Origin of the sequence: Acinetobacter sp. ANC 4805 (assembly GCF_022549495.1) — a bacterium.
In the GTDB taxonomy this organism is placed as follows: Bacteria; Pseudomonadota; Gammaproteobacteria; order Pseudomonadales; family Moraxellaceae; genus Acinetobacter.
Genome location: NZ_JAKZGD010000001.1, coordinates 306,027 through 330,987 on the forward strand (window position 1 = coordinate 306,027; position 24,961 = coordinate 330,987).

At 39.8% G+C, this 24,961-nt stretch carries 24 protein-coding genes; 15 read left to right on the plus strand and 9 right to left on the minus strand.

The features are described 5' to 3' along the window. Positions 1–100: 100 nt before the first annotated feature. The gene (locus tag MMP60_RS01425) at positions 101–1,144 is read right to left on the minus strand and encodes a lipase secretion chaperone (RefSeq protein WP_241334644.1); all 1,044 of its coding nucleotides are present in this window, start codon (positions 1,142–1,144) and stop codon (positions 101–103) included. 137 nt (positions 1,145–1,281) lie between these two features. On the opposite strand from MMP60_RS01425, the gene truB reads away from it, so the two are divergent. Further along, positions 1,282–2,175, plus strand: coding sequence for a tRNA pseudouridine(55) synthase TruB (gene truB / locus MMP60_RS01430; protein WP_241334645.1), 894 nt, complete (start codon positions 1,282–1,284; stop codon positions 2,173–2,175). Between the two features lie 10 nt (positions 2,176–2,185). Continuing rightward, positions 2,186–2,956, plus strand: a complete 771-nt coding sequence (locus tag MMP60_RS01435; RefSeq protein ID WP_241334646.1) for a TSUP family transporter — start codon at positions 2,186–2,188, stop codon at positions 2,954–2,956. A gap of 14 nt (positions 2,957–2,970) precedes the next feature. Here the strand turns inward: MMP60_RS01435 and MMP60_RS01440 are convergent, their stop codons facing one another. From MMP60_RS01440 to serA, 3 genes are all read right to left on the minus strand, one after another. After that, positions 2,971–3,828 (minus strand): EamA family transporter, encoded by an 858-nt coding sequence (locus MMP60_RS01440; protein ID WP_241334647.1) that lies wholly within the window; start codon positions 3,826–3,828, stop codon positions 2,971–2,973. A 91-nt stretch (positions 3,829–3,919) separates the two neighbouring features. Then, positions 3,920–4,789, minus strand: a complete 870-nt coding sequence (locus MMP60_RS01445) for an EamA family transporter (protein WP_241334648.1) — start codon at positions 4,787–4,789, stop codon at positions 3,920–3,922. A gap of 115 nt (positions 4,790–4,904) precedes the next feature. Continuing rightward, positions 4,905–6,137 (minus strand): phosphoglycerate dehydrogenase, encoded by a 1,233-nt coding sequence (gene serA / locus MMP60_RS01450; protein ID WP_241334649.1) that lies wholly within the window; start codon positions 6,135–6,137, stop codon positions 4,905–4,907. A gap of 357 nt (positions 6,138–6,494) precedes the next feature. Here serA and MMP60_RS01455 point away from each other — a divergent pair, with 357 nt between their 5' ends. From MMP60_RS01455 to MMP60_RS01485, 7 genes are all read left to right on the plus strand, one after another. Continuing rightward, complete coding sequence (locus MMP60_RS01455; protein ID WP_241334650.1) at positions 6,495–7,904, plus strand: FAD-binding oxidoreductase; 1,410 nt, start codon at positions 6,495–6,497, stop codon at positions 7,902–7,904. A gap of 123 nt (positions 7,905–8,027) precedes the next feature. Continuing rightward, positions 8,028–8,882 carry a hypothetical protein gene (locus tag MMP60_RS01460; RefSeq protein ID WP_241334651.1) on the plus strand — a complete coding sequence of 285 codons (855 nt, stop codon included), beginning with the start codon at positions 8,028–8,030 and terminating at the stop codon, positions 8,880–8,882. A gap of 152 nt (positions 8,883–9,034) precedes the next feature. After that, complete coding sequence (gene uvrC, locus MMP60_RS01465) at positions 9,035–10,834, plus strand: excinuclease ABC subunit UvrC (protein WP_241334652.1); 1,800 nt, start codon at positions 9,035–9,037, stop codon at positions 10,832–10,834. Between the two features lie 13 nt (positions 10,835–10,847). Continuing rightward, positions 10,848–11,168 (plus strand): DOPA 4,5-dioxygenase family protein, encoded by a 321-nt coding sequence (locus tag MMP60_RS01470; protein ID WP_241334653.1) that lies wholly within the window; start codon positions 10,848–10,850, stop codon positions 11,166–11,168. A gap of 112 nt (positions 11,169–11,280) precedes the next feature. After that, the gene (locus MMP60_RS01475) at positions 11,281–12,078 is read left to right on the plus strand and encodes a thioesterase family protein (protein WP_241334654.1); all 798 of its coding nucleotides are present in this window, start codon (positions 11,281–11,283) and stop codon (positions 12,076–12,078) included. Between the two features lie 105 nt (positions 12,079–12,183). Continuing rightward, positions 12,184–12,771 carry a CDP-diacylglycerol--glycerol-3-phosphate 3-phosphatidyltransferase gene (pgsA, locus tag MMP60_RS01480; RefSeq protein WP_018677468.1) on the plus strand — a complete coding sequence of 196 codons (588 nt, stop codon included), beginning with the start codon at positions 12,184–12,186 and terminating at the stop codon, positions 12,769–12,771. Between the two features lie 122 nt (positions 12,772–12,893). Further along, the gene (locus MMP60_RS01485; RefSeq protein ID WP_241334655.1) at positions 12,894–14,054 is read left to right on the plus strand and encodes a hypothetical protein; all 1,161 of its coding nucleotides are present in this window, start codon (positions 12,894–12,896) and stop codon (positions 14,052–14,054) included. Positions 14,055–14,275: 221 nt separating this feature from the next. Here MMP60_RS01485 and MMP60_RS01490 read toward each other — a convergent pair whose 3' ends face one another. Then, entirely contained in the window at positions 14,276–15,049 is a 774-nt protein-coding gene (locus tag MMP60_RS01490) for an IclR family transcriptional regulator C-terminal domain-containing protein (RefSeq protein ID WP_018677466.1), read from the minus strand. 430 nt (positions 15,050–15,479) lie between these two features. On the opposite strand from MMP60_RS01490, the gene MMP60_RS01495 reads away from it, so the two are divergent. From MMP60_RS01495 to MMP60_RS01505, 3 genes are all read left to right on the plus strand, one after another. Then, on the plus strand, positions 15,480–17,573 hold the full coding sequence (locus MMP60_RS01495) for an FUSC family protein (protein ID WP_241334656.1): 2,094 nt from the start codon (positions 15,480–15,482) through the stop codon (positions 17,571–17,573). Continuing rightward, the gene (locus MMP60_RS01500) at positions 17,566–17,766 is read left to right on the plus strand and encodes a DUF1656 domain-containing protein (protein WP_018677464.1); all 201 of its coding nucleotides are present in this window, start codon (positions 17,566–17,568) and stop codon (positions 17,764–17,766) included. The genes MMP60_RS01495 and MMP60_RS01500 overlap by 8 nt, the downstream gene beginning before the upstream one ends. A 71-nt stretch (positions 17,767–17,837) precedes the next feature. After that, a complete protein-coding gene (locus MMP60_RS01505; RefSeq protein WP_241334657.1) occupies positions 17,838–18,839 on the plus strand; it encodes an HlyD family secretion protein in 1,002 nt (333 codons plus the stop codon). A 271-nt stretch (positions 18,840–19,110) separates the two neighbouring features. Here the strand turns inward: MMP60_RS01505 and ruvX are convergent, their stop codons facing one another. From ruvX to recN, 3 genes are all read right to left on the minus strand, one after another. Continuing rightward, positions 19,111–19,554 carry a Holliday junction resolvase RuvX gene (gene ruvX / locus MMP60_RS01510; protein ID WP_241334658.1) on the minus strand — a complete coding sequence of 148 codons (444 nt, stop codon included), beginning with the start codon at positions 19,552–19,554 and terminating at the stop codon, positions 19,111–19,113. Further along, positions 19,547–20,101, minus strand: coding sequence for a YqgE/AlgH family protein (locus MMP60_RS01515; RefSeq protein ID WP_241334659.1), 555 nt, complete (start codon positions 20,099–20,101; stop codon positions 19,547–19,549). Before MMP60_RS01515 ends, ruvX begins: the two co-directional genes overlap by 8 nt. Positions 20,102–20,215: 114 nt before the next feature. Then, positions 20,216–21,877 (minus strand): DNA repair protein RecN, encoded by a 1,662-nt coding sequence (gene recN / locus MMP60_RS01520; protein WP_241334660.1) that lies wholly within the window; start codon positions 21,875–21,877, stop codon positions 20,216–20,218. Positions 21,878–22,234: 357 nt separating this feature from the next. On the opposite strand from recN, the gene MMP60_RS01525 reads away from it, so the two are divergent. The 3 genes from MMP60_RS01525 to MMP60_RS01535 all read left to right on the plus strand — a co-directional run bounded on the left by MMP60_RS01525 (position 22,235) and on the right by MMP60_RS01535 (position 24,358). Beyond that, the gene (locus tag MMP60_RS01525; RefSeq protein WP_241334661.1) at positions 22,235–22,561 is read left to right on the plus strand and encodes a pyrimidine/purine nucleoside phosphorylase; all 327 of its coding nucleotides are present in this window, start codon (positions 22,235–22,237) and stop codon (positions 22,559–22,561) included. Positions 22,562–22,666: 105 nt separating this feature from the next. Continuing rightward, entirely contained in the window at positions 22,667–23,416 is a 750-nt protein-coding gene (gene rlmB / locus MMP60_RS01530) for a 23S rRNA (guanosine(2251)-2'-O)-methyltransferase RlmB (RefSeq protein ID WP_241334662.1), read from the plus strand. A 30-nt stretch (positions 23,417–23,446) separates the two neighbouring features. Beyond that, the gene (locus MMP60_RS01535) at positions 23,447–24,358 is read left to right on the plus strand and encodes a DMT family transporter (protein WP_241334663.1); all 912 of its coding nucleotides are present in this window, start codon (positions 23,447–23,449) and stop codon (positions 24,356–24,358) included. Here the strand turns inward: MMP60_RS01535 and coaE are convergent. Beyond that, positions 24,355–24,960 carry a dephospho-CoA kinase gene (gene coaE, locus MMP60_RS01540; RefSeq protein ID WP_241334664.1) on the minus strand — a complete coding sequence of 202 codons (606 nt, stop codon included), beginning with the start codon at positions 24,958–24,960 and terminating at the stop codon, positions 24,355–24,357. The genes MMP60_RS01535 and coaE overlap by 4 nt on opposite strands. Position 24,961 lies beyond the last annotated feature (1 nt).

Consider the following 24,961-nt stretch of genomic DNA (forward strand, 5'->3'; position numbering starts at 1 on the left):
TTCTCTCAATTTTTGTTTTCATCAGGGTCTTGATGTTCTTGCGAACTGACATTGCATCCTTGCTAAATCGCATTATTTCAATGTCTTGTATTACGTGTTCCTAGTTGCTAAAAGGTAAGGTGCCTCCTTGGTCATGAACCGTTTCAAATGTTTGTAGACGTTGCTGTTCCTGTGTAGACTGGAACTGTTGTTGTTTGAGCTGTTGAATGGCTTGATCCTTGGCTGAAGTGCTCATGTTGCTATCGACAATGGTTTTACGTTCATCTAGATAAGACTGCACACGCTGTTTCCAGTCAGAACGTTGTTGGTCAAGCTGTTCTAAGCGTTGTGTGGCGGCTTCACCGACCAAACTAACACGCATATCACGTAGTTCTTGAGCTGAACCATGTCTTGCTTTGATTTGTGCCGTTAATGCATGCAAATCGTCGAGTTTGGATAAATCTTTGAGATTGTCTTGCCAATCTTGAGGCAACTGTTCAAAGCGTTGTTGTAATTGTTTGGCTTTCGCTGCGGCATCTAGTGCGTTGTTTTCTAAAATTCGCATACGATCAAGCGTATATTGCTGATAAACATCTTCAGTTCCAAATAAGCCTTCAATTTCAGGATTTGAAAAGAAACGTTGTTTTAAATCATGCATAGAGTCAAAAATAGCTTGGAAGTATTGATAACTTTCTTGTGCAGGTTGTTGTCCCTGTAACTTACTCAGCTCTTGGCGATAATCTAAATAACGTGACCATAAGGCTAGGATTTGCTGTTGTTGCGATGTTTGAAAAACTTTGGCGATATAAAGCTGAAAGTTATGGCGAATTTCATCAATGTTTCGTTCACCATGTTGAGAAATAAAATACTCAAAACAATTTCGAGTCTGCTCATTCACGATCAAATGTTGTGATGCATTGAATTCTAATTTGCAGTCAATTTCGGTGTCCATCTGACTTGCACTATTAAAATGCGCATCAAGTTTATTTACGCTATTTGAATTTTTAGAATTGTTTGATGGATCTATGGTGCTGATAGATTGATCAGTTGAGTTGAGTGGTTGCTGCTGATTATTCGGAGCTAACCAATACAACAAACTCAGCATAAATGCTGAAATGATCAATAAACTACATAATAGTATTGTTTTTCTTCCAATTTTATTCATTAAGCATAATCCATGTGCTTTTAATTTCGGAAACGAAAATAAATTTATCATAAATGTTGTTTTTTTGAGCGCTTAATTTTTGAAAATCCGATGAATAGTTTTGATAAAATAAGCCTTTCTGGTTTGACTTTTCATTTATGAAAAAAAGTGCTTATCGCCATCTGAGTGGTGTTTTCTTATTAAATAAACCCTTAGGTTTAAGTTCTAATTCTGCACTGCAAAAAGTACGTCGCTTGTTCAATGCGCAAAAAGCGGGGCATACAGGTGCATTAGATCCATTAGCAACAGGTTTATTGCCCATTTGTTTAGGAGAGGCGACCAAGTTCTCGCATTATTTATTAGATTCGACTAAGCGTTATCAAACAACAGTCAAACTTGGACAAACCACTGCTACAGGTGATGTTGAGGGTGAAATTCTCCAGCAGAGAGATGTCCCTATTTTGACGACAGAGCGCATTGAACAGGTTTTAGCACAGTTTCGTGGCGATATTCAGCAAGTACCACCGATGTATTCAGCATTGAAACGTGACGGTCGTCCTTTGTATGAATTGGCACGTCAAGGGATTGAAATCGAGCGTGAAGCGCGTCCAGTGACGATTTATGAGTTAAAACTCATTGATTTTACTGAAGACAGTTTGATGCTAGATGTGACTTGTTCTAAAGGGACTTACATTCGAGTCTTAGGCGAGGATATTGGCGAAGCTTTGGGTTGTGGTGGACATCTCACCAAATTACATCGTACTCAAACAGGTCATTTTGAAATTAACCCAAGTTATACCATTGAGTATTTAGAAAGTCTTTCGCTGGCAGAGCGAGATGCTTTATTGCTTGCAGCATATGCACCAGTCGAACATTTCCCACGCGTTCAATTGCCAGAAGGGCGGGAAAAATATTTTGGTAATGGGCAAGAAAGTAATATTGAACATGAAGCTGCCGCTGAAGTCTTAGTCTTTAATGGAGAGCGTTGCTTAGGTTTAGCCGAGATCACTGATAAAAAACGCCTCGTGCCAAAACGTTTACTCAATTTATAAGGTTGCCTTGATGGAATGGGAGCTGATCCTCAGTTTAGTATTCTTTGCCTTTTGTGCAGGAACGATTGATGCGGCAGTTGGTGGTGGTGGACTGATTCAGATCCCTGCATTGATGGGCGCATTGCCACAAACAGCACCTGCAACATTATTTGGAACCAATAAACTCGCCTCGATTTTTGGGACAGGTTCAGCTGCACTTTCATTTGTACGACGGGTTAAATTGCAGTGGTCACTACTGGCGGTGATTGCAATCTTTGCTTTTATCAGTGCTTTTGTGGGGGCGGCCTGTGTTTCACTTGTGCCGACACATGTTTTAAGACCAATCGTCTTGGTCATGCTGATTGTGATTGCGATTTATACCTTGATGAAAAAGCAATTTGGGCAAGTGCATGTGGATCAGCACATCACACCGAAATTATTGTTTTTTGCTGCACTCGGTAGCTTAGCGATAGGTTTCTATGATGGCATTTTTGGTCCAGGCACAGGCAGCTTCTTTATCTTCTTTTTTATTCGCTTTCTGCAAGTGGATTTTTTACATGCCTCTGCTTTATCTAAGATTGGTAATTTTATGACTAATCTGGCGGCACTGAGCTTCTTCATTCCAACGGGTCATGTATTGTTTACATTGGGGGCGATGATGGCAGCAGCCAATATTGCAGGCTCATTATTGGGCGTACGTTTGGCTCTAAAATACGGTAGTGGCTTTATCCGTATTTTATTTCTAATTTTAGTCAGTATATTAATTTGTCGCTTGGGTTATCAAATCGTTACGGGGCAGTGATAGGGTGGAAAATATTATGTCTTTTCCCCTCGTAAAGTGACACCAATTGAAGCCACCATAATACAAGCCAACGCGACCCATTGAATTAAACTAATTTGTTCATGCAGTAATACCAGTCCAGCTAAAGCCGCAAGTGCAGGTGCAAGACTTGAGAGCGTACCATAGCTGAGTTTACTTAAACGTTTTAGCGCCATTAGATCAAGTGCATATGGAATCGCAGTCGCTAGGATCGCAATGATTAACGCTTTACCCCAATATTGAGTGTCGAGTAGAGCAGGCGCATTATTCCAAAGACCAAAAGGCAACAAGGTGAATGCCGATAAACCAATCGCGATGGTGAGCGCATGCATACCAATATTCTGTTGAACCACTCGGTGTCCAAAATAAATATATAAGGCCCAAAATAAGCCTGCACCAAGTGCGCAGGCTGCCCCAAGATAGGAAAAATCTTGGGTGTTCGCATTGTGCCAAGGCACCATAAGCGCAATGCCCAAGATGGCAAAAGCCACCCAGATGTAATCGCTACGTTGTTTAATCGAAAGTAAAGCCAAACCGAGAGGGCCAATAAACTCTAGACCAACCGCAATCCCTTGAGGGAGTTTCCCCAGAGAGGTATAAAATAAGATATTCATACAGCCCAAAGAAGCGCTATATAGTAGTAAATCTCGCCATCTTAGGTATTTCAGTTTGGAGATCACTTTCCATGAGCGGAACATGATCGCAACTAGAATAGTGGCGAAGCTCAACCTTAAAATGGTCACAGTGAGAGGATCAAGTGTCGCAATCAGTTGTTTAGCAAATGAAGCACTGATTTGATAAGCCACCATGGAAAGAACCATGTATAGCACAGCGACCAACTGAATATTTTTCATGGGAGATCTACAAAATCAAAGTAAACAGACCTAAAAATAGGCACGATGATTATATGCTGTGAAAACAATATTATGATCATGCAGTGACATTTTATTGAGCCTGTTTTTGTTGTCTAGCCTGTTGAGTGGTAAAGGTACAACCGATTGAGGCAATAATAATGGTGCCTAGTGCGAGCCATTGATTCCAAAGCAATATTTCACCTAAGAAAATAAAGCCTGAAAGCGCAGCGACAGCGGGTTCTAAGCTCATTAATGTACCAAAGCTCAGTGGGGTTAAACTGCGCAAAGCAATCATTTCTAATGAGAATGGTAATGCACTGGCTAGAATCGCAAGACCAATAAAATAATAGAAGTTGGGAAGTTCAAACACTCGATCTATTGCGCCTGAAAAGGCTGCGAAAGGAAGTAGGCACAGCATACCAATACTCATGCCTAAACAAACGGTATGATTGCCTGAGATACCCGATGGCTTTTGCCCTGCAATAATATATAGTGCCCAGCATGCGCCTGCACCGATGGCAAAGCAAACACCGATTAAATCAATACCTTGTTGTGCTTGTTGCAAAGGGAATAATAGAACCAAGCCAAGAATGGCACAACCGACCCAGATGAAATCATATTTTTGTCGTGCATGAAACAGCGCCACACTCAGTGGTCCAATAAATTCAAAGGCTACGGCTAAGCCCAAAGGTAAACGTTCAAGTGATAAATAGAACAGGGCATTCATGCCTGCAAGTGCAACACCATAGCTAAGAATTGCTTTCCAACGCACCACTTTAAAATTGATCGTCCAAATCTTAAAAATCAATGCCAAGATGATCGCACCAAAACATAAACGCATGGCTGAGACCGTAAGGACTGGGAAACTTTGGAATAGAATTTTGGCTAAAGAACCACTGCCTTGCACACACAACATGGCAATCATTAATAACAATAAAGCATGTAGTGGTGTTCTTAGCATTGGGAGAGCAACTTATTATTTGGACGATTGGTGTATTATTCACATAATAATTCAAATACGAATAAAAAAGCCACAGCAATTGCTGTGGCTTTTTATAGATTGTTCTAAATTTAGCTTAGAACAATACACGTACGCGAATTGTGCCTTCAACTAGGCTTAACGTATCAAGCGCTTCTTGAGAAGCAGATGCGTCAACATCCATAACTAGATAACCAATATCACCTTTGGTCATTAAAGACTGACCAGAGATATTGATACCTTGTTCAGCAAACAATGTATTGATCTTAGACAACACACCTGGCACGTTTTTGTGGATGTGAAGTAAACGGTGTTGACCGTCAGAAAGTGGTAATGCGATTTCTGGGAAATTCACCGCAGAAAGAGTCATACCTTTATCTGAATATGCAACGAATTTTTCAGCAACTTCTAAACCGATGTTTGCTTGCGCTTCCATGGTAGAACCACCAACGTGTGGTGTTAAAATCACGTTGTCTAAGCCACGAAGTGGAGATTGGAATTCTTCACCATTTGCTTTTGGCTCTTTCGGGAATACGTCAACCGCTGCGCCAGCAATGTGACCAGATTTAATTGCATCTGCCAAATCTTCAATGATGACACATGTACCACGTGCAGCATTAATGAAGATCGAACCTTCTTTCATTTTCGCGAACTGTTCTTTTTTGAAGAAGTTACGTGTAGAAGGAACATCTGGAACATGTAAAGAAACCACATCAGCAGTTTCTAAAAGCTCATCCAATGAACCCACTTGGCGTGCATTACCTAACGGTAATTTAGTCACCGCATCATAATAGCAAACTTTCATACCTAAGCTTTCAGCTAAAACTGAAAGTTGTGAACCAATTGAACCGTAGCCAATAATACCTAGAGTCTTACCACGTGTTTCAAAAGAACCGACCGCAGATTTGTTCCAACCGCCTGCATGTGTATCTTTTGATTTTTCAGGTACACGACGAAGTAATAAAATTGCTTCAGCAAGAACCAATTCTGCAACCGAACGTGTATTTGAATATGGTGCGTTGAAAACAGGGATACCACGAGACATCGCTGCTTTTAAATCGACTTGGTTTGTACCGATACAGAAACAACCTACCGCAATCAATTTATTCGCTGCTTCAAAGATTTCTTCAGTCAATTGAGTACGCGAACGAATACCAACAAAATGAGCATCTTTGATCGCTTCTTTTAAAGCTTCACCTTCAAGTGCAGTTTTGTGGTAGTCGATGTTGGTATAACCCGCAGCGTTTAATGTATCGATGGCATTTTGATGCACACCTTCTAACAGAAGGAAACGGATTTTGTCTTTCGGTAGTGATAGATGTTGGCTCATTACGGCTCCGCTACAAAGGCCAAAATTTAGTTGCCGTATCATAGCATATCGCTTTGACTTATAGATATTTCGTTTAAAATTAGCGCAGCATAATTGTTGATAATTTTTCAGTTTCGAATGAATTATCGTGTTTATACACATTTTGTTGTGCCAGTATCCTTATCCTGTGCTTTATCCCTTGGCTGCTTACATGTAAAATAAAGAAATACGATAATCAAACTGATGAATTTAAAGTTTGATGTTTTCGCTCGCGTTTCTATATTTTGGATGTTTCGATACCTATTTCTTTAAGGGATTGAAAAATATTATATTGCCATCCAAAAGCCCGATATTTACTTCTTGCTAGGTCTGTAAACGATGAATGCTTCAGTCGATTTGACACCTGAGTTACTAACCCAATTAACTGCAATTGTGGGTGAAAGCCGTATTAAAACCGATGCCGATAGTTTGGAAAATTGGGGGCGAGATCATACCAAACATTTTGATCCGAACCCATCAGTCATCGTTTTCCCTTCAAGCACTGAGCAAGTTCAAGCGATTGTCAAACTTGCCAATCAATTCAATATCGCGATTACGCCATCGGGTGGTCGTACAGGACTTTCGGCAGGTGCAGTCGCGACCAATGGCGAAATCGTGATTAGCTTTGACAAGATGAATCAAATCTTGGAGTTTTTCCCTGCGGATCGTATGGTACGTGTACAAGCAGGTGTAGTGACTGAACAATTGCAGAACTACGCCGAAGAGCAGGGCATGTACTATCCAGTTGATTTTGCATCAACAGGTTCAAGCCAAATTGGTGGAAATATCGGGACTAACGCAGGCGGCATCAAAGTCATCAAATATGGTATGACACGTAACTGGGTACTTGGTTTAACCGTGGTGACGGGTAAAGGCGACATTTTACGTTTAAATAAAGGCATGATTAAAAATGCCACAGGTTATGCATTACAGCATTTATTTATTGGTGGTGAAGGCACACTAGGCTTAGTCACGGAAGCTGAGATTAAACTTGAGCGTCAACCACACAATTTACAAGTAATGGTATTGGGTGCGCCTGACTTTGAAGCGGTGATGCCTGTATTACATGCCTTCCAAAAAGAAATCGACTTAACGGCATTCGAGTTTTTTGGTGAAGTGGCAATGCAAAAAGTATTGGATCGTGGTCATGTACAACGTCCATTTGAAACAACTTGCCCATTTTATGTATTACTCGAATTTGAAGCACCTTATGAACCAATCATGGACAAAGCAATGCAGATTTTTGAGCATTGTATGGAGCAAGGTTGGGTGATTGATGGTGTAATGAGCCAAAGCTTAGAGCAAGCACAAAGCTTATGGCGTTTACGTGAAGATATTTCAGAGTCAATTGCGCCGTATATTCCTTATAAGAATGATATTTCAGTGTTGATTACGCATGTGCCTGCGTTTATTGCTGAAATTGATGCGATCGTTGCAGACAATTATCCAGATTTTGAAATTTGCTGGTTCGGTCATATTGGTGATGGTAACTTGCACTTAAATATTTTAAAACCTGAAAATTTAACCAAAGACGAGTTTTTCGCGAAGTGTCAGGTCGTGAATAAATATGTGTTTGAGACGGTGAAAAAATATGATGGTTCGATCTCTGCCGAGCATGGTGTGGGGATGACGAAGAAGCCATATTTGGAATATTCTCGTTCACCTGAAGAAATTGAATATATGAAAGCATTGAAGTTGGCTTTTGACCCGAATGGGATTATGAACCCAGGAAAATTATTTGATCTTTAATGCTTGATTAAATAAAAGAATTTGTGTTGAAAGCGTATCGAAAGATGCGCTTTTTTATTTTAAGATATGCGTTCTATATGACCATAATATGTTGGTCAATTTATATGTTCTGAGCTAAAAATAATGTCAATAAATACAACCATATTTCTAGTATTGCTTCTATTTTTTATTTTGCAAGAGACTTTGCCGAATCACTCAATTATTCAGAAGAATCCAAAAGAGACTAAAGAAAAAACAGTAGAGAGAAAGCCGATAATATCTACAGAAAAACGTGAACAGTTGGAAAAGGTCAACCAATACCAATTAGAGAAAATGAACCGATACCGTTGGGATAATGGTGATATCAAAATATTTTTTCATCAAGATGGCAACTTAGGTTTTCATATAAATGTGGTCTTTATGAATGGGAGCTTAAATAAAGATATTTTTGGAAAAGATAAAATAAATGCGCTTGATCAGAGGTTTAATAAAATGACGACGGCAATTTTTTGTAGGGAGCTTATTCAAAATCTTGCCAAGAAACAAAAATATACCTTTCATGTTTCTTTCGAGATGGAGGATGGTCAAATTTTAAAGAAAATCACAGAAAATGATCTGAAATGTAGTTGGAAAGCACATAATTATATCGACTTAACGAAAATTAAGAGTTTATCTGAGGCTCCTCAATATTGGATTCCCCCTAAAATTACAAACGTTAATGCAAATGAGTTAAGTCAGGAAAACCGATATTTAACTTTGGAATTATTGGTAAATGAACATGGAGATGTCGAACAAGTTGGCTATCCAAGTATTTATCTCAGTGATGAGTCAAATAAAGATTTTCAAAAGCTCAAACCAATATTCTTAAATGCAAAATTTTATCCCTATGTCCAATATGGATTTCCGAAGTCATTTCTTACCCATCAGCGCATTACGATAGATAGTGCTAAAAAAACCGTGTCTTATGATGCTTTAGATATATTTTCGGCTCTAGAATAGGTAATTAAATTATGCTGAAAACGCTCACAGGGCTCTAATTTAATATGATCGCTTCATGTGCTACAAGCCTATGTTTGGCTAGACTTTTCAGCTACGAGTCCCCATGATATTGAATTAGGATTAGTGATTGAATTGGTTAAATAAGGTTTTCTGTGAATCCAAACGCTCGTGAACACATTGAGAAAATACTTGCTCATATGACCCAATTGCCTGGTGTATATAAAATGCTAGGTAAAGACGGGGAGTTATTGTATGTCGGTAAGGCAAAGAATTTAAAGAATCGTGTATCGAGCTATTTTGTTAAAACCATTGACCATCCAAAAACACAGGCCTTGGTTACTCGTATTTATGATATAGAAAGCTTAGTTGTTCGTTCTGAAACTGAAGCATTATTACTCGAACAAAATCTGATTAAATTACATCGCCCGCCATACAATATTATGTTGCGTGACGATAAATCTTACGTCTATATCTTTGTTTCAGCAGATAAACCTTATCCACGAATTGCCAGTGGACGTGGTAAAGGCAAGCATCAAATTGGTAAGTTCTTTGGCCCTTATCCAAGTGCCTATAGTGCTAGAGATACCTTACTGATTTTGCAAAAACTCTTTAATGTACGTCAGTGTGAAAATAGTTATTTCTCTCAACGTAAACGCCCTTGTTTACAGTATCAAATCAAGCGTTGTACCGCACCCTGTGTAGGTTTGATTAACCCTGAAGACTATAAAGAAGATGTTGATAACTCCATCCGTTTTCTACAAGGGGATACCAAAGAACTCAATCAAGAATTGATTGGAAAAATGGAACAAGCTGCCGAAGCACTCGAATTTGAAAAAGCGGTATTTTATCGCGATCGTTTGGCTTTGTTGCGAGAGGTTCAGGCACAACAAGCAGTATTTAAAATCAAGGGTGAAGCCGATATTTTAGCGATTGCCTATCAAGCAGGTGTGACCTGTGTGCAAATCATGTATGTGCGTAATGGGCGGATGCTGGGTGGTAAAAGTTATTTTCCTGATATGTTGGGAGATGATTTGGCTCAAATGCTGAGCGATTTCATGGCAAACTTTTATTTTCAAGTGGCTGATGAAGTACCAACAGAACTGATTATTAATGTCGATATCCCAGATCAGAAACAGTTGGAAGAGGCATTACAACAAACGTTTAATAAGAAAGTACAGATTAAACATAAAGTGCGTGAGACGCGAGCTGAGTGGCTAGAACTGGCGCAAATGAATGTACAACATGCGATTAAAGGCAAACTCAGTAATCATCTAGAATTAACAGAAAGGTTTCACCAACTTGAACAAGTGGTGGGTCGTCCAATTGATCGGATTGAATGTTTTGATATCAGTCATACTATGGGTGAAGCACCAATCGCTTCTTGTGTGGTCTTTGATCAAGGTGGGGCGAGAAAACGAGATTATCGCCAATTCGCGATTCAGGATATTACGGGTGGTGATGACTATGCGGCGATGCGCCAAGCGTTGATACGCCGTTATAAAAAAAATATGTTACCTGACCTGCTTTTGATTGATGGTGGTAAAGGGCAGTTGCATATGGCGATGGAGGTCATGCAAGAATTAGCGCTTGATGCTTTTATGATTGGTGTCTCTAAAGGTGAAGGGCGTAAGCCAGGATTAGAAACACTGCATTTCACTGATGGTACCAAGATTCAATTGCCCGAAGATCACAAAGCATTACATCTCATTCAACAAGTGCGAGATGAAGCCCATCGTTTTGCGATTACTAAGCATCGAGCAAAGCGTGATAAACGCCGTAGTAGTTCGGTCTTGGAGGCGATCCCAGGACTAGGCCCAAAACGTCGCCGAGATTTACTGACTCATTTTGGTGGCATACAAGGGGTATTAAAAGCATCAGAAAAAGAGTTGATGTTGGTATCGGGTTTGGGTGAAGTGATGGCGAGAACAATTTATAAGATTTTGCATGAATAGTAGGTGCCAATCTATGCAATACCATGCCCATATTTTTTTTGATCTAGAAGATGAGCAAGAAATTATCTGTTTAAGAGAGCATCTTTTACACATTTTTCCAAAGCGGATTTTTGTTGGACGGTTATTAAACCGTGCAGTAGGTCCTTTACCAAAACCGATGTTTCAACTCGAATATGAAAATGTAGATGCTGACTATGTACACCAAATGCTTAGCCAAGAATGTTTAGGCTTTTCTGTTCTGATTCATCCGATTCTCGATCATGAAATTGAAGCACATACGACATATGCAACTTGGCTTGGGGCGCCACTAGAACTCTATTTAGATAAATTGTAAGTTCCAGTGTTAAAGGAGTGACCAAATCTCCCAATGACTGATGCGTCAATGATCATTCACAAATAGATAAAAACATTCAAAGATGGGATGTTTTGACGATTAAGGAAAAAAGATGTCATTGCTTCGATTATACCAGCAGGTTGAACATCAAGAATGGATTGATATTCCATCAGGATGGTTACAAGGTCGTACCGTATTTGGTGGTTTAGTTGCAGGTCTACTTGCACAAAAAGCCTTGAGTGTCGTGAATGATGCTGCAAAACAGTTATTAAGCTGCAATATAACTTTTGTTGGGCCTGTACAAGAAAGACAAGCCAAGCTTACGGCTGAGGTTTTACGACAAGGCAAGTCAGTCACCACCTTAGAAGTTAGATTATGGCAAGCCGATGCTGTGCAAAGTATCCTCATTGCAAGTTTTGGGGCACAGCGTGAATCTCGTATTCATGTTCAGAATTTGCCACAAGTCCCTCATTATCCTCAACCTGAACAATTGGATAAGACGGCTTATATCGAAGGTTTGATGCCACAATGTTTACAACAGTTTGAACTCTGTTGGGCTGAGGGAAGCTATCCTATGGCGGGTAGTAAACTGCCTGATTTTGGTGGTTGGAGTCGTTTTAGTCCTGATTTGCATACAAACCGTGACATGAAATTGGCAGATCTTTTTGCTTTAATGGATGTCTGGCCACCAGGTGTGTTACCGATGTTTAAAACTCCTGCGCCTGCAAGCTCATTAACATGGCAGATTACCTATTTGCATCCAATTGCAAATCAACTACAGGACTGGTTTAAATATAAGGTGGTGACTGAATATGCTGAACATGGCTATTCAACAGAATATGCCTATCTTTGGGATCGTGAAAATCGCCTGATTGCGATACTTAGACAAACAGTTGCCGTTTTTGCCTAGTCGACACTGCGATGCATTTCGTATAAAGTTGCTTACATATGGATACAATCTCGGCACATCCTTTATGCGACATGCTTATTTGATGCAAACAACATGGCGGTGTTTATGAGTACAGGGCAAATCCTGAACATTCCTAATATTTTAACCTTGGCACGTATTGCCCTCATTCCTGTTTTTTTGGTGATTGCATATTGGCCACCAGCAATTGGAATTGCTGAGCATAATGGCGGCATGATGCGTCATTTGGTGCTCACAGCAATATTTGTACTGGCAGCAATTACGGATTGGTTTGATGGATATTTGGCACGAACTTTAAATCAGACCTCTGCTTTCGGTCGTTTTCTTGATCCTGTGGCTGACAAGTTGATGGTTGCTGCTGCATTGATTGTACTGGTGCAATGGCAACCGACGATTTCAATGGCTTTTGCTGCAATTGTCATTATTTCTCGTGAAATCACCGTTTCTGCACTTCGTGAGTGGATGGCAGAATTGGGTGCCCGTACGAGCGTTGCAGTTTCAACTGTCGGGAAATATAAAACAGCATTTCAAATGATTGCGATCAGTGTGTTTTTATTGAATTGGAAACCATTGGAAATGTGGGCTTATGCACTGCTTTATGCTGCTGTTATTTTGACCTTATGGTCGATGTTCATTTATATGAAAGCTGCATGGCCATATTTGAAACAGCCTTAAAACATAATTTTTCAGCAACGTTTTATTCAAATTTAATAAGAAATCTAGATAATCAAGGCATTCACTATTGGGTTAAATCAATATCGTGAATGCTAAAAATGATAAGTTAGGAACACGATTACATGTCATCTTTATTATATTTATCAAATCAAGCACTCCATCAACTTCAAGGTCAAAAAACGCAAAGCATTGATTGCCAAGCCGTGAGCCAATATAAGAAAAATTTGCAAGAAATTAAGCAACGTAAGCAATGGAAAACAACAGGTACTGGTGCTCAATTTATGGGGATGGGTCAGTATGATGATACTGATGAATTTGCCAATATTTTTCCTGTTGATGCAGTATTAACCGATGATCAACAGATGATTTATGCAGCACGATTACAAGATGGTTGTGCAATTTATATCAAATCATTGCTAGACCCGCAGCAAGCAGAAGCGCTCGTGTTGAGGAATAATGAGTTTGTTGTCCATCATTTGGATTATGAAGCTCAGAATAAACGGTTAATTTTATCGGCAAGCAAAGGATATGCTTATGAACGCCATCTTTGTGTGCTAGGGCTGGACTCAAGTCGACTTCAATATATTACTGAAGGGGATTGCCAAGATGAGCATCCTTGTTTTGATCCTCAACAGCCTGATATTGTGTATTACGATAGTTGTGGTTTTGCCTATGATCAACAAGGCAATGTCAGTGTTGGGCCCAAAGAAATTTGTCGTTTAAATCTCAAGACAGGGGAGCTTGAAACAATAATCAGTGATCCTCGCTATGATTTTTATAAGCCACAAATCGATGCAACGGGGCAATTGTATTTTCTTAAACGTCCATATAAAAATCAGAGTTATAGTGGGAGTTCACTTAAAGATATTTTATACGCACCTTTTAAAATTATTCGTGCTGTGATTGGTTGGTTAGATTTCTTTACGCAGCGTTATACGGGTGAATCTCTGAAGTCAACTTCAGGTGCCAATCCAGCTAAGGCAAGACAGAAATCAGAAGAAGAATTATTTGTTGAAGGTAATTTAATTAAAGCTCAGAAAGCTTTGCAACAAAATCAAAGTGCAGGTGAAAAGTTTGCAGGTGTGATCCCTCGTAATTGGGAGCTGATTCAATATTCGGCTGATGGAGAACAGAAAGTATTGAAGCGAGGTGTGTTGGGTTATGCACTTAATATCGAGGGTTCACTTTACTATTCCAATGGCAAATATCTAATTGCAATGACCGCTGATCAGACTGAACAGATGCTCGTTGAAGCTAGATTGATCAATAAAATTATGTGTTAATTTGATTGGTATTTTAAACAGCCTTCTCGATATAGAAGGCTTTTTTATGGCTTCATAAAACTGTAGCTAAGAAAAAAGCCCATAACAAGGATGAGCTTAGTTCTCTGAGGATAGTCACACACTTTTTTTTAAAGGGTATGCTGAAGAACATAATCATAATATGAGAATTTGATAATATTTACAACGTATAAAAATGTAAGTATTTTTTAAAATTCTCACATTTAAGGAAGTTGATTTTCTGAAAGTGTTGCAAATTTATGTTCAATTTGTGCGGCATTATTTTGCAAAATTTCAATTAATTTTTGGATGTTCAGAAAGTCAAAACGATTCTTTGAAGCGACTAAAGTAAGTGCAATCGGTGCTTCTTTGGTGGAAAAGCGAATCGGTACAGAGAGACCACACACCATTGGGTCAATCTCACCTTGTGATAAATAGAAACCCTGTTTTTTTATCTTTCGCATTTGCTGCATAAATTCATCTATGTTTTCTGCAAATCCAACTTGAGCAAGTTCTTGCGTAAATTGTTGATAGTAGGCTTGGATTTGTTGCTTGCTCAGATGAGCAATCACGATCTTGGGTGATGCACCTACATAAACAGGGCGTGGGCAACCTCTACCGTATGAGATCAGTTCAGCTTCTTTAAAGGTTTCATGATGTAAATCAATACAATAGTCATGATTGAGATAAGTCAGTAAACAGCACAATTCAGTCCGATCTACGATGTCACGCATAAAAGGGATGCTGATTTGAATCAGAGGATCAGTGCTATGCGAAATATAATCTAGAACGGCAATTTTAGAGCCTAAAGTGTAATCACCCGATGTGCCACTAATCCGTTTCAAAATATCACTAGAAACCAATTCTTTAAGGTAGCGATAGGCAGTGGGTTTGGAGAGACCAAGCTCATCACAAATGATATCGACATTGATAATCGGACGTGAAACCGAAAATAAATCCAGCACGGTGAGAATTTTACCAAAACTCGAAATTGCCATGATGCGTTGTCTACTCCTTAAAATAACGTGAAAATCGAACTTTTATTGCTTTATAACAGAAAAGCCTGAAGTCGGGTATGGACTTTTAAGTCGGATTATTCTTGATCAATAAATTCAGGATCAAATTGAGAATTGATGATGAATTTATGAGTATTATTTTAAATTAAAATTAAAAATTATCAAATGGTGATAATTTATGTTGACTATTTTGCTGTGTTTTGGAAAAATTGGTAGCACAATGTCTTATTTGGATAATAACTTTTAGGGGAATTGTCTTCAAAAGCTCCAAGTATTGCGCACCATTCCAAATCATCAGCTTTATTCCTATCGGACTGATTTAATACTTTTAAGTCAGTTAGGTGATTCGTCACATCAAGTTGTGGCGTTGTAGATAGGACTAATCAGACTGACGCTGAATAGAGACACGTTCATGTTATTTAAACAATTGTTGGCTTTTCGACCGAGCCGACTCGACCTCATCTTTGCGTGCAAAACATTTGTGGCAGGCATGTTGGCATTGTTTATTTCATTTGAGCTGGATTTGATTAATCCGATGTGGTCGATTGGAACAGTGATGATTATTGCCAATCCTTATTCAGGCATGGTGTCTTCAAAATGTGTTTATCGTTTGATTGGTACTGTGGCAGGGGCGATCATTGCCTTGATGTTGACACCGTATTTTATCAATACGCCGTGGTTATTCACGGTTATTTTGTCTTTATGGGTAGGCTTTGCTTTATATGTTTCTTTGTTAGACCGAACGCCACGTAGTTACGTCTTTATGTTGGCAGGTTATTCGACGGCAATGATTGTCTATAACGCAATTACCTATATTGATACTTATAATATTTTTGATATCGCTGTTGCACGGGTACTGGAAATTTCTGTGGGGGTCATCTCGACAGCCGTTGTTTCGGCGACATTTTTTCCTGTTCATGTTGGTGCAATGATTAAGCAGCGTGTCAATAAAACACTCAATGATTTAGAAGCAATTTTTGAAAAGCTGATAACAGTTCAAAAAACACCTGAGAATTACACACAAATTCTGTCGGTCATTACCCGTGATACCTCTGATATTCATGCCTTGGCTGTACATTTGGCTTATGAAAAAGGTGAATTGAAGGGAATGACTAAACCCTTACAGGAAATGCTACATCAAGTGTCTTTGGTGGTGGCCAATCTCGTCGCATTATCTCAACGGGTAAAACAGCTTGAACACATGCAACTGCTTAATCTTGCTCCGCATTTGAATAAAATCCATCAACATAGTTTGGCATTTTTAAAACAAGAGAAAGTTTTAATCCCTACGGATTTGCAGACCTTGCCTCGTGGTTTTGAGGAAGATTTTTCTGAATTAATTGCAATTGCGACGCCCGAACAACAAATTGTATTGGCAGCATTGAAAATGGATGTTCGCCATTTTATTACCAATATTCTAGCGGTCAAATTACTTTGGCAGCAGATTCAGCAAGGCAATAAAGAAATTCCAACAGAAATCACTGCGATAACGACGAAATATCCAAGTTTGCATCGTGATCATGGAATTGCGATTCGAGGTGGAATCAGTGCGGTTCTAATCACCTTCATTGTAACAGGCGCATGGATTCTTTCAGGCTGGAAAGCAGGCTTTATGATGGCACAGATGGGGGCAATTACCGCCTGTATTTTGACCGCTTTGGATAATCCTGTGCCTGTACTACGAATCTTTATCTGGGGCAGTATTGTTTCGGCAGGACTGGTATTTTTATATGCTTTCGGTATTTTTCCGCATGTCACGCATTTTTGGCAACTGGCTCTGGTTCTATTTCCTGTGTTTTTGGTGGCTGTCAGCATGATGGCAAATCAGATGTTGATGCCTGTGGGAATGGTACTTGGGATTAATACCATGATGGGGCTGAATCTACATAACAAATACAGCATAGATGCTGTTTCTTATTTGGATAGTTCATTTGCAATGGTGCTTGGTGTATTGGTTTCATTGATCGTGATTGATCTTGTACGGGCAGTTTCTCCTGATACCAGTGCCACACGGATTTTAACCTTGCATTATCAAGCCATGCGTCAGGCACTGACACTCTCTTATGGCAGCGAGTTTAAAATTCATTTGCGAGGTATGTTAGATCGTGTCGGGGTATTGAATACCAAAATGGTTCAGAATCCTGAAATTAAAACCTCGATTCAAAATGCATTGATTGAGAGTAGTTCGATTATTGATTTAGTACGGTTACAAGAGATTAGTCACAAATTGCCTGAATGCATTGACTTGCAAAGTGAAGTAAATCTCTTGCAGCAGCAACTTGCTGAGTACTTTCAACGACAAGAAAAACAGCTTTCTTTGAACCATTTTTCAGCTCAAATCGTACAGCAAATAGCAGTATTACAAAGAATTTCACAGCAGATTGACGATGAGCAATTGGCTCAAAGAATGTTGATTTCTCTGAATAATATTTGTGAAAGCATAGGGCATGTCTCAACAGAACAGATGTATTCGGAAATATATGGCGTAGGTGTGTCACATGGGTGAGATCAATGTTTATGGGATTTATATTCCAATCCTTTTGGTACAAGCGATTATTGCCTATGTGCTTTTTAAGTTGCTGAGTCCACTGATTGACCGCTTAGTGATGAAAGGATGGATTGCGCTGCCGAGTATTTTCAATTTGTGCTTTTACATGGTTTTGTTGCTGTTCGTGCATTGGCTATTCATTTGGCTGTAGGTTTCAAGTTTCTAAATAGATGCTCATTCTGAAATTTAATGATTTAAAGAGATGTGGTAAAGGTGATGAACATGAATGCATTTGATGTGCGAAAAATCATACGTCCGATGGTATTAATCATTGCGGTTCTGATCGCGGTTTATGCAGTTGTACATTTGTGGAATTACTATAATGCCGCACCGTGGACGCGTGATGGGCGGATACGGGGTGACGTGATTCAAGTTGCCTCAGACGTTAATGGTCTCGTGACTGAAGTTTTGGTACAAGATAACCAAACGGTGAAAAAAGGTCAGGTGCTATTTAAAATTGATGTGGCGCGTCAAGCGCTTGACGTTGAGCAAGCCAAATCTGATTTGGCTAAAGCCAAAGCTGGTTTAGCACAAGCACATGCAAATTTAGTGGGTACTAAGGCGAGTTTAGTAAAAACTGAAGCGAATATGAAATTGGCTGAAAAGAATGCAGCGCGATATACCAGTTTGATGGATGGAGCAATTTCTAAGCAAGAGCAAGATCAGGTCTTTGCGACACGTGATCAAGCTGTGGCTGAACGTGAACAACTCGCAGCGAGTATTGAACAGGCGAATGCTGCCATTCAACAACAGCAAGCGTTTATTGAAGTAGCGAATAGTAATTTACATTTAGCCCAATTGAATTTGAACCGTTCAGAGGTTGTTGCACCTGCAGATGGGACTTTAGCCAACTTTGATTTACGTGTGGGTAATTATGTGAAGGTAGGGCAAGCGGTTGCTGCTTTATTAGATCGTCATCAACTTTATGTCGTGGGCTATTTTGAAGAAACTAAATTGAATCGTATCCATGTCGGTGATGCTGCAACCGTACAGTTAATGGGGGATCGTCAATTGATTCGTGGTCATGTTCAAGGCATTGCCACAGGGATTGAAGATCGTGAGCGTTCAGGCAGTTCGAATTTATTGGCGAATGTAAATCCAACCTTTAGTTGGGTGCGTTTAGCGCAACGTGTACCTGTGAAGATCGTATTAGATGAGCAACCCCAGAATCCTTTGGCTTTTGTTTCTGGGCGTACTGCGACGGTTCGAATTATTGAGAAATGAGTTCTGTCGTTTGTGATCAGTGGTGTGGGTGCAATTACATCAGTTTGGAAAAGTTGGATCGTATTTGTATTGGTGTTTTTATTATTTTTGAAAAATGAAAAGTAATAAAAACCTTGATTGGGTTTGATACTAAGTCCGTATTCACACCACTTAACAGCGCAACATCCATGTTGCTCGTCACGTGTGTTCTACCAACTCGGATTTGATGTAGATACCAAAAGACAAGATAGTATTATTCGTCTTTTGACTTAGAATCGCGAATATTGTTTGATTAAGGCGTTATTCCCGCAGGGTCACGATACCAACTTTGGATCAGCAGCGCAGCGGCAAAACTATCAGCTGATAAACGCTTCGCTTGACCTCTGTTTTGATAAAATTCAAGCTCTTCTCTCGCTTCACGCGTGGTCAGACGTTCATCCACCATCCACGTTGCAATATTGGTTTGGTGACGTAAACGACGTGCGAATTTTCGTGCGCGAGCAGATAGCTCAGATTCACTATCATCCATATTGAGGGGTAAACCCACTAAAAAAAGGTTTGGTTGCCATTCTTTGACGAGTTTTAACAATTGATTCCAGTCAGGAATACCATCTTTCATGACGAATAAAGGCAGGGGATTGGCACTTTCAATACTCGATTGACCAATCGCAATCCCCATTTTTTGAGTGCCAAAATCAAAGGCCATAATCGATTGTGAGGTTTTTAAATCAGGCATGACCAATCTCTGAAGCAAACCATGTACGGTCTACACCAATCTTTTTGTAGGCTGCATCCCAACGAACGTCATATGGTAGATTAAAAATCAAATCCATATCTGAGTCACACATCAGCCAGTCACCACGTGCCATTTCTTCCTCGAGCTGATTTTTGCCCCAACTGGCATAACCTAAAGCAATTTGATAACGACCAACACCTTCATTATGCGCAATCGCATCTAAAATATCTTTGCTGGTGGTAATACAAACATTTTCGCCAACTGCAATCGAAGAATGCCAAGTGGGTTGACCTGTATGCAAGACAAATCCTGCTTCTGGGCGTAAAGGCCCACCTTGTAGCACGGCATGAGGTTGTACATTGTCCGCATCAATCTCTAAATCATTGAGTAACTCTTTGATTTGTAGCTCAGAAGGGCGATTGATAATGATACCTTGAGCGCCATCTTCATCATGGCGAGCAATATAAATGACTGTGTTTGCAAAAGAGTCATCTGCCATGTCTGGTGGAGCAATGAGACAACGGTGAGTTAAATATTGTTTCGTCACCTAGGCGGTTCTCCATCAAATATTATGCTGATCTATCGATATGGGTTGTTTTTATCAACATACAAGAGATGATTGGATTTCGCCAATCATATTTCTAATATTTCTTTGGTTCATTTAGGCGGACTGAAATTTTAATTGACGCAATTGTTTAGCATGCTGCAAGGTTGTTTCACTAATTTCCACACCGCCAGACATTCGTGCTAACTCTAAAATACGTTGCGCTTCATCAAGTTCAATGATGGTACTGCTTGCAGGATCAGTTTGTTGCTTCTTCACCAATAAATGTTGATCGGATTGCGCTGCTACTTGGGCTTGGTGGGTAATACAGAGTAATTGTACGTGCTGTGCAAGGTCGGCGAGTAAACGCCCTACCACTTCGGCAGTACCGCCACTAATTCCCACATCAATCTCGTCAAAAACCAATACTTCAGCTTCAGTTTTTTCAGCATTCATGACTTGCATGACCAACGCAATACGAGAGAGTTCACCACCAGACGCAACACGTGCCAGTGGTTGGGCAGGGATACCTTTATTGGCAGTAAACAAAAGTTGAATAAAGCTGAGACCTTCAGCATTTGCTGGTTCGATTGGCTCAAACTTAAACTCGAAATATGCTTCTGGTAATGCAAGAGGTTTCACTTGCTCAGTCAATTGTTTAGCTAACGGAATTGCCGCAGCTCGACGAATCTCATCTAAGTGTTGTGCTTTTTGTATAAATTCTTGATAAGAAATTTCTACCTGTTCCGCTAATGTTTCAGGATTTTCAAGTTGATGTAATTGTTCTAGTTCTTGTTGCCATGCTTCATAGTCCTGTTTAAGGTTCTCAGGCTGGGTGCGATATTTACGAGCGAGGCGATGGAAAATCTCTAGGGTTGTATTGAGTTGTTCCATTCGCTCAGGATCAAAACTTTGACGGTCAATGAATTGACGTAAACTTGATGTCGCATCTTCGATTTCACTTTGCGCATTTAACAAAGAGTTATAAATGCTAGCGAGTTGTTCACTGCGACCTGCATGAGATTCTAAACGACGAATAATAGAGGCAACTTCTTGCGTAATATTTTGTTCAGCTTCATCCAAGACATTTAGAGCATAACCACAGTCCTGCATGATATGTTCATGATGGCTGAGGCGGTCAAACTCTTGTTCTGTGTCACGATAATCGATTTGAATCACATCTTCGAGTTCTTCAATTTGAGATTCTAAACTTTGGATCTTTTGAATACGTGTTGCTTGAGCCTCTAAAGCGGCTTGGTGCTGACGAATATTCTTTTGCCAATAATTATAAGCATCACGTACAGCATCTGCTGGTTCTGCAAAATTGTGATAACGATCTAACCAGTGTTTAGGGTATGGCGGTTCAAGTAATTGTTGTTGGCTATGTTGACTATAAAGCTGTACCAGTAAGCGCCCAATTTCTTTGAGTTCAGCCAAACTACTTGGACGTCCATTAATCCATGCTTTACTCCGACCTGTAGCAAAGATAACGCGTCTTAAATGGATTTCCCCTGAATCGTCACCCAATTCATGTTCTGCGAGCCAATTGGCTTCAGCGCTTTGAGGTTGATAGCTAAAAACTGCGGTGCAATCTGCTTTATCTGCACCATAACGGACATAATTGGTATCAGTACGTTCACCTAAGCAGGCAGATAATGCATCTAACAATAAGGATTTACCTGCGCCAGTTTCACCAGTCAGGACATTAAAACCTTGTTCAATGTCTAATGCTAAGTGGTCAGCGAGTGCAAAATTAATTAAAGTTAAATGGGTGAGCATAAATGCATCCAATGCACAGAATCTTTTGCTTAAAGATAGAGAAATTTTGCCCATGCGACAAGAGTATCTTGGTTGCTTGAGCTAAATGAGCCATTATTTTTTGAATCGTTTGAAATATGATGCTGTTGGAAATAAATCAGTAAAATAATAGGTGTATCTATAATTTTGCTTGTACCGTTTATAGATTGGTTTCTGTGTTGGTGAAATCAAGCTGCTGTGTATTGCTCATGACTTTAGTAGAAAGGCATGAAAATTGCTGCTAAAGCATGATAAAAATGGATTGATTAGTGACGCAGGCACAATTAAACTACGTCCATCATAACCTAATATAAATGCTGCATTATTTGGAGAGTAGGCATGAGTTCAGTGCAGTTTGATCATGTTACGGTCATTAAGAAGTCAAATGTGTATTTTGGTGGGACTTGTATTAGCCATACCGTACAATTTGAAGATGGTACAAAAAAGACGTTAGGTGTGATTTTACCCACTGAACAAGCGTTAACTTTTGAAACGCATGTACCTGAGCGTATGGAAATTATTTCTGGTGAATGTCGCGTGAAAATTGCGGATAGTGCTGAAAGTGAACTATTCCGTGCAGGTCAGTCATTCTATGTACCAGGAAACAGTGTTTTCCACATTGAAACAGATGAAGTACTTGATTATGTGTGTCATTTAGAAGGTTAACCTATTCCTTTCTAAATCGGGTACACTATTGTTTAAAGAAAATCCTGTAAAGTTACTTTGCAGGATTTTTATTTTTCGTTGATATGAAACTATTAGAGGTCGTTCATGGCAAAACCTGAATATTATTATGGCGTTCATTCGGTGGAGTCATTATTGGAGTTAGAGCCTGAGCGAGTTTTGACTCTATTTACCTTAAAAGGTCGTGATGATCAGCGTCTGCAAAAGATTTTACAGCTTGCAGAACCATTTGGTGTGAGCGTTCAAAAAGCGAGTCGTGATAGTTTGGAAAAACTAGCAGGCTTGCCTTTTCATCAAGGGGTCGTTGCGGCAGTACGTCCACACCCTGTATTAAATGAAACAGATTTAGATCAATTGATGCAACAAAACCCAAATGCTTTGTTATTGGCACTTGATCAAGTGACTGATCCTCATAATTTGGGTGCATGTATTCGTACTGCGGCTGCGATGGGTGTTCAGGCGGTGATTGTGCCTCGTGATCGTTCAGCAAGTTTGACACCTACTGCACGTAAAGTTGCTGCGGGTGGGGCAGAAAAGGTTAAATTTATTCAAGTGACGAACTTGGCTCGAACCTTAGCACATTTAAAAGACACAACCCATACACGTGTTATCGGTACGATGTTAGATGAAAAAGCATTACCGATTCAGCAATGTGATTTTAGTGGGCCTGTTGTGATTGTGATGGGTGCGGAAGATACAGGTTTGAGACCAATCACACAGTCACAATGTGATCATACGGTATATATTCCGATGTCTGGTGATTTGCAGAGTTTAAATGTGAGTGTCGCAACAGGTATGGCACTTTATGAAGCATGCCGTCAACGTAGTGTTGTATAATTCACACAAGTATTGCCAATGTAATCTTAAATGACTGCTCGTACGCAAGGTTATCTATTTGTTCTAATTACGATGTGTATTTGGGGGGGATTTACGATTTTCTCCCGTTTAAATTTACATTGGCATGTCAGTGCTTGGGATTTGGTGGCAATGCGTTTTGCAATTGCTTTTCTCATCTTAATGCCGATACTCATTTATAAAAAAGATTTAGCTTTTTTGTGGCATCCTCGCCCTGTGATTTTGGCATTAACAGGTGGTTTGGCTTATTGTTTAACGGTTTATACCGCTTTTCTGCAAGCACCAGCAGCTCATGCCGCGATTTTCTTAAATGGCTGTATTCCACTGTGTACTGCCGTTGCTGCTTATTTATTGTTTAGACAACCTTTTGATAAACATACCTGGTTAAGCTTGAGTATTATGCTAAGCGCATTGGCTCTTATGAGTTATCTGATGCTGCATGATCAAGCCTCAGCTTTGGGACTAGGTGATTTACTCTTTTTTATCAGTGCAGTTTGGTGGGGGATTTTTACTGTTTTACTTAAACAGTGGAAATTATCTGCGTGGCATTCTATGGCGAGTGTCGCGATTTGGTCAGCAATTATTTATTTACCCATCTATATTTTATTTATCCCAAAGCATTTTCAAGAAGCAGAACCTCTCCATTTACTCATCCAAGGTCTATTTCATGGCGTCTTGGTGGTAATTATTGCAACCTTAACTTATGTTGCAGCAATTGAGCGTTTAGGTGCATTCAAAACAGGCAGTATTGTGACTCTAGCACCCTTTATGGCAGCAGTGATTGCTGTTCCATTATTGGATGAGCCATTGAATGCGGCAATTGCTTGTGGTTTGGTCGGGATGGGGGTAGGGGCATTACAACCTTGGCGCTGGTTTAAGAAAGACGCGCTGAGTCAGCAACTCGCACAACAAAAGCAAGATTAGAATACTTGTTCAGCACGTTGTAAATACTTTAGATGCAAAGGCTTAAGTTGTAGATGTAGATGTTCTAATAAACCATCATTTAAGACTGTATCATTAGCAAGTTGCTGCTTTTGAGTACGTGACATTTGTGCTGCAATAATTTTCCGAATTTGTTCTTCATTCTGACCATCGCGTTGACTCGCACGTTGTAACTGGATTTGCTCATCGGCATCAATCAGTAAGGTATGGTGTACGAGTTCATGTTGATTGGTTTCAAATAGCAGTGGAGAAACTAAGATCACATATGGACTTTCAGCTTGCTGTAGCTGCTGAATAATTGATTGGCGAATCGCTGGGTGTGTGATCTTTTCTAGAGTTTGGCGAGCTTCTGGAAATTGGAAAATGTGTTCACGAAGCGCACGTCGATTTAGATTGCCATCTTCTAATAATACCCAATCTCCGAAAGACTGTTGAATGGCTTGTAAAGACGGCTGACCAAGTTCAACAATTTCTCGCGCAACAATATCCGCATCGATAACAGTAATACCTTGGGATTCAAACCATTGTGTAGCAGCTGATTTACCACTGCCAATACCGCCCGTAATTCCCAAGATAAAACTCATA

Coding starts and splice junctions, on each gene's coding strand:
- MMP60_RS01425 (WP_241334644.1), bottom strand. CDS start 1,144: ATGAATAAAATTGGAAGAAAAACAATACTATTATGTAGTTTATTGATC.
- truB (WP_241334645.1), top strand. CDS start 1,282: ATGAAAAAAAGTGCTTATCGCCATCTGAGTGGTGTTTTCTTATTAAAT.
- MMP60_RS01435 (WP_241334646.1), top strand. CDS start 2,186: ATGGAATGGGAGCTGATCCTCAGTTTAGTATTCTTTGCCTTTTGTGCA.
- MMP60_RS01440 (WP_241334647.1), bottom strand. CDS start 3,828: ATGAAAAATATTCAGTTGGTCGCTGTGCTATACATGGTTCTTTCCATG.
- MMP60_RS01445 (WP_241334648.1), bottom strand. CDS start 4,789: ATGCTAAGAACACCACTACATGCTTTATTGTTATTAATGATTGCCATG.
- serA (WP_241334649.1), bottom strand. CDS start 6,137: ATGAGCCAACATCTATCACTACCGAAAGACAAAATCCGTTTCCTTCTG.
- MMP60_RS01455 (WP_241334650.1), top strand. CDS start 6,495: ATGAATGCTTCAGTCGATTTGACACCTGAGTTACTAACCCAATTAACT.
- MMP60_RS01460 (WP_241334651.1), top strand. CDS start 8,028: ATGTCAATAAATACAACCATATTTCTAGTATTGCTTCTATTTTTTATT.
- MMP60_RS01470 (WP_241334653.1), top strand. CDS start 10,848: ATGCAATACCATGCCCATATTTTTTTTGATCTAGAAGATGAGCAAGAA.
- MMP60_RS01475 (WP_241334654.1), top strand. CDS start 11,281: ATGTCATTGCTTCGATTATACCAGCAGGTTGAACATCAAGAATGGATT.
- pgsA (WP_018677468.1), top strand. CDS start 12,184: ATGAGTACAGGGCAAATCCTGAACATTCCTAATATTTTAACCTTGGCA.
- MMP60_RS01485 (WP_241334655.1), top strand. CDS start 12,894: ATGTCATCTTTATTATATTTATCAAATCAAGCACTCCATCAACTTCAA.
- MMP60_RS01490 (WP_018677466.1), bottom strand. CDS start 15,049: ATGGCAATTTCGAGTTTTGGTAAAATTCTCACCGTGCTGGATTTATTT.
- MMP60_RS01495 (WP_241334656.1), top strand. CDS start 15,480: ATGTTATTTAAACAATTGTTGGCTTTTCGACCGAGCCGACTCGACCTC.
- MMP60_RS01500 (WP_018677464.1), top strand. CDS start 17,566: ATGGGTGAGATCAATGTTTATGGGATTTATATTCCAATCCTTTTGGTA.
- MMP60_RS01505 (WP_241334657.1), top strand. CDS start 17,838: ATGAATGCATTTGATGTGCGAAAAATCATACGTCCGATGGTATTAATC.
- ruvX (WP_241334658.1), bottom strand. CDS start 19,554: ATGCCTGATTTAAAAACCTCACAATCGATTATGGCCTTTGATTTTGGC.
- recN (WP_241334660.1), bottom strand. CDS start 21,877: ATGCTCACCCATTTAACTTTAATTAATTTTGCACTCGCTGACCACTTA.
- MMP60_RS01525 (WP_241334661.1), top strand. CDS start 22,235: ATGAGTTCAGTGCAGTTTGATCATGTTACGGTCATTAAGAAGTCAAAT.
- rlmB (WP_241334662.1), top strand. CDS start 22,667: ATGGCAAAACCTGAATATTATTATGGCGTTCATTCGGTGGAGTCATTA.
- MMP60_RS01535 (WP_241334663.1), top strand. CDS start 23,447: ATGACTGCTCGTACGCAAGGTTATCTATTTGTTCTAATTACGATGTGT.
- coaE (WP_241334664.1), bottom strand. CDS start 24,960: ATGAGTTTTATCTTGGGAATTACGGGCGGTATTGGCAGTGGTAAATCA.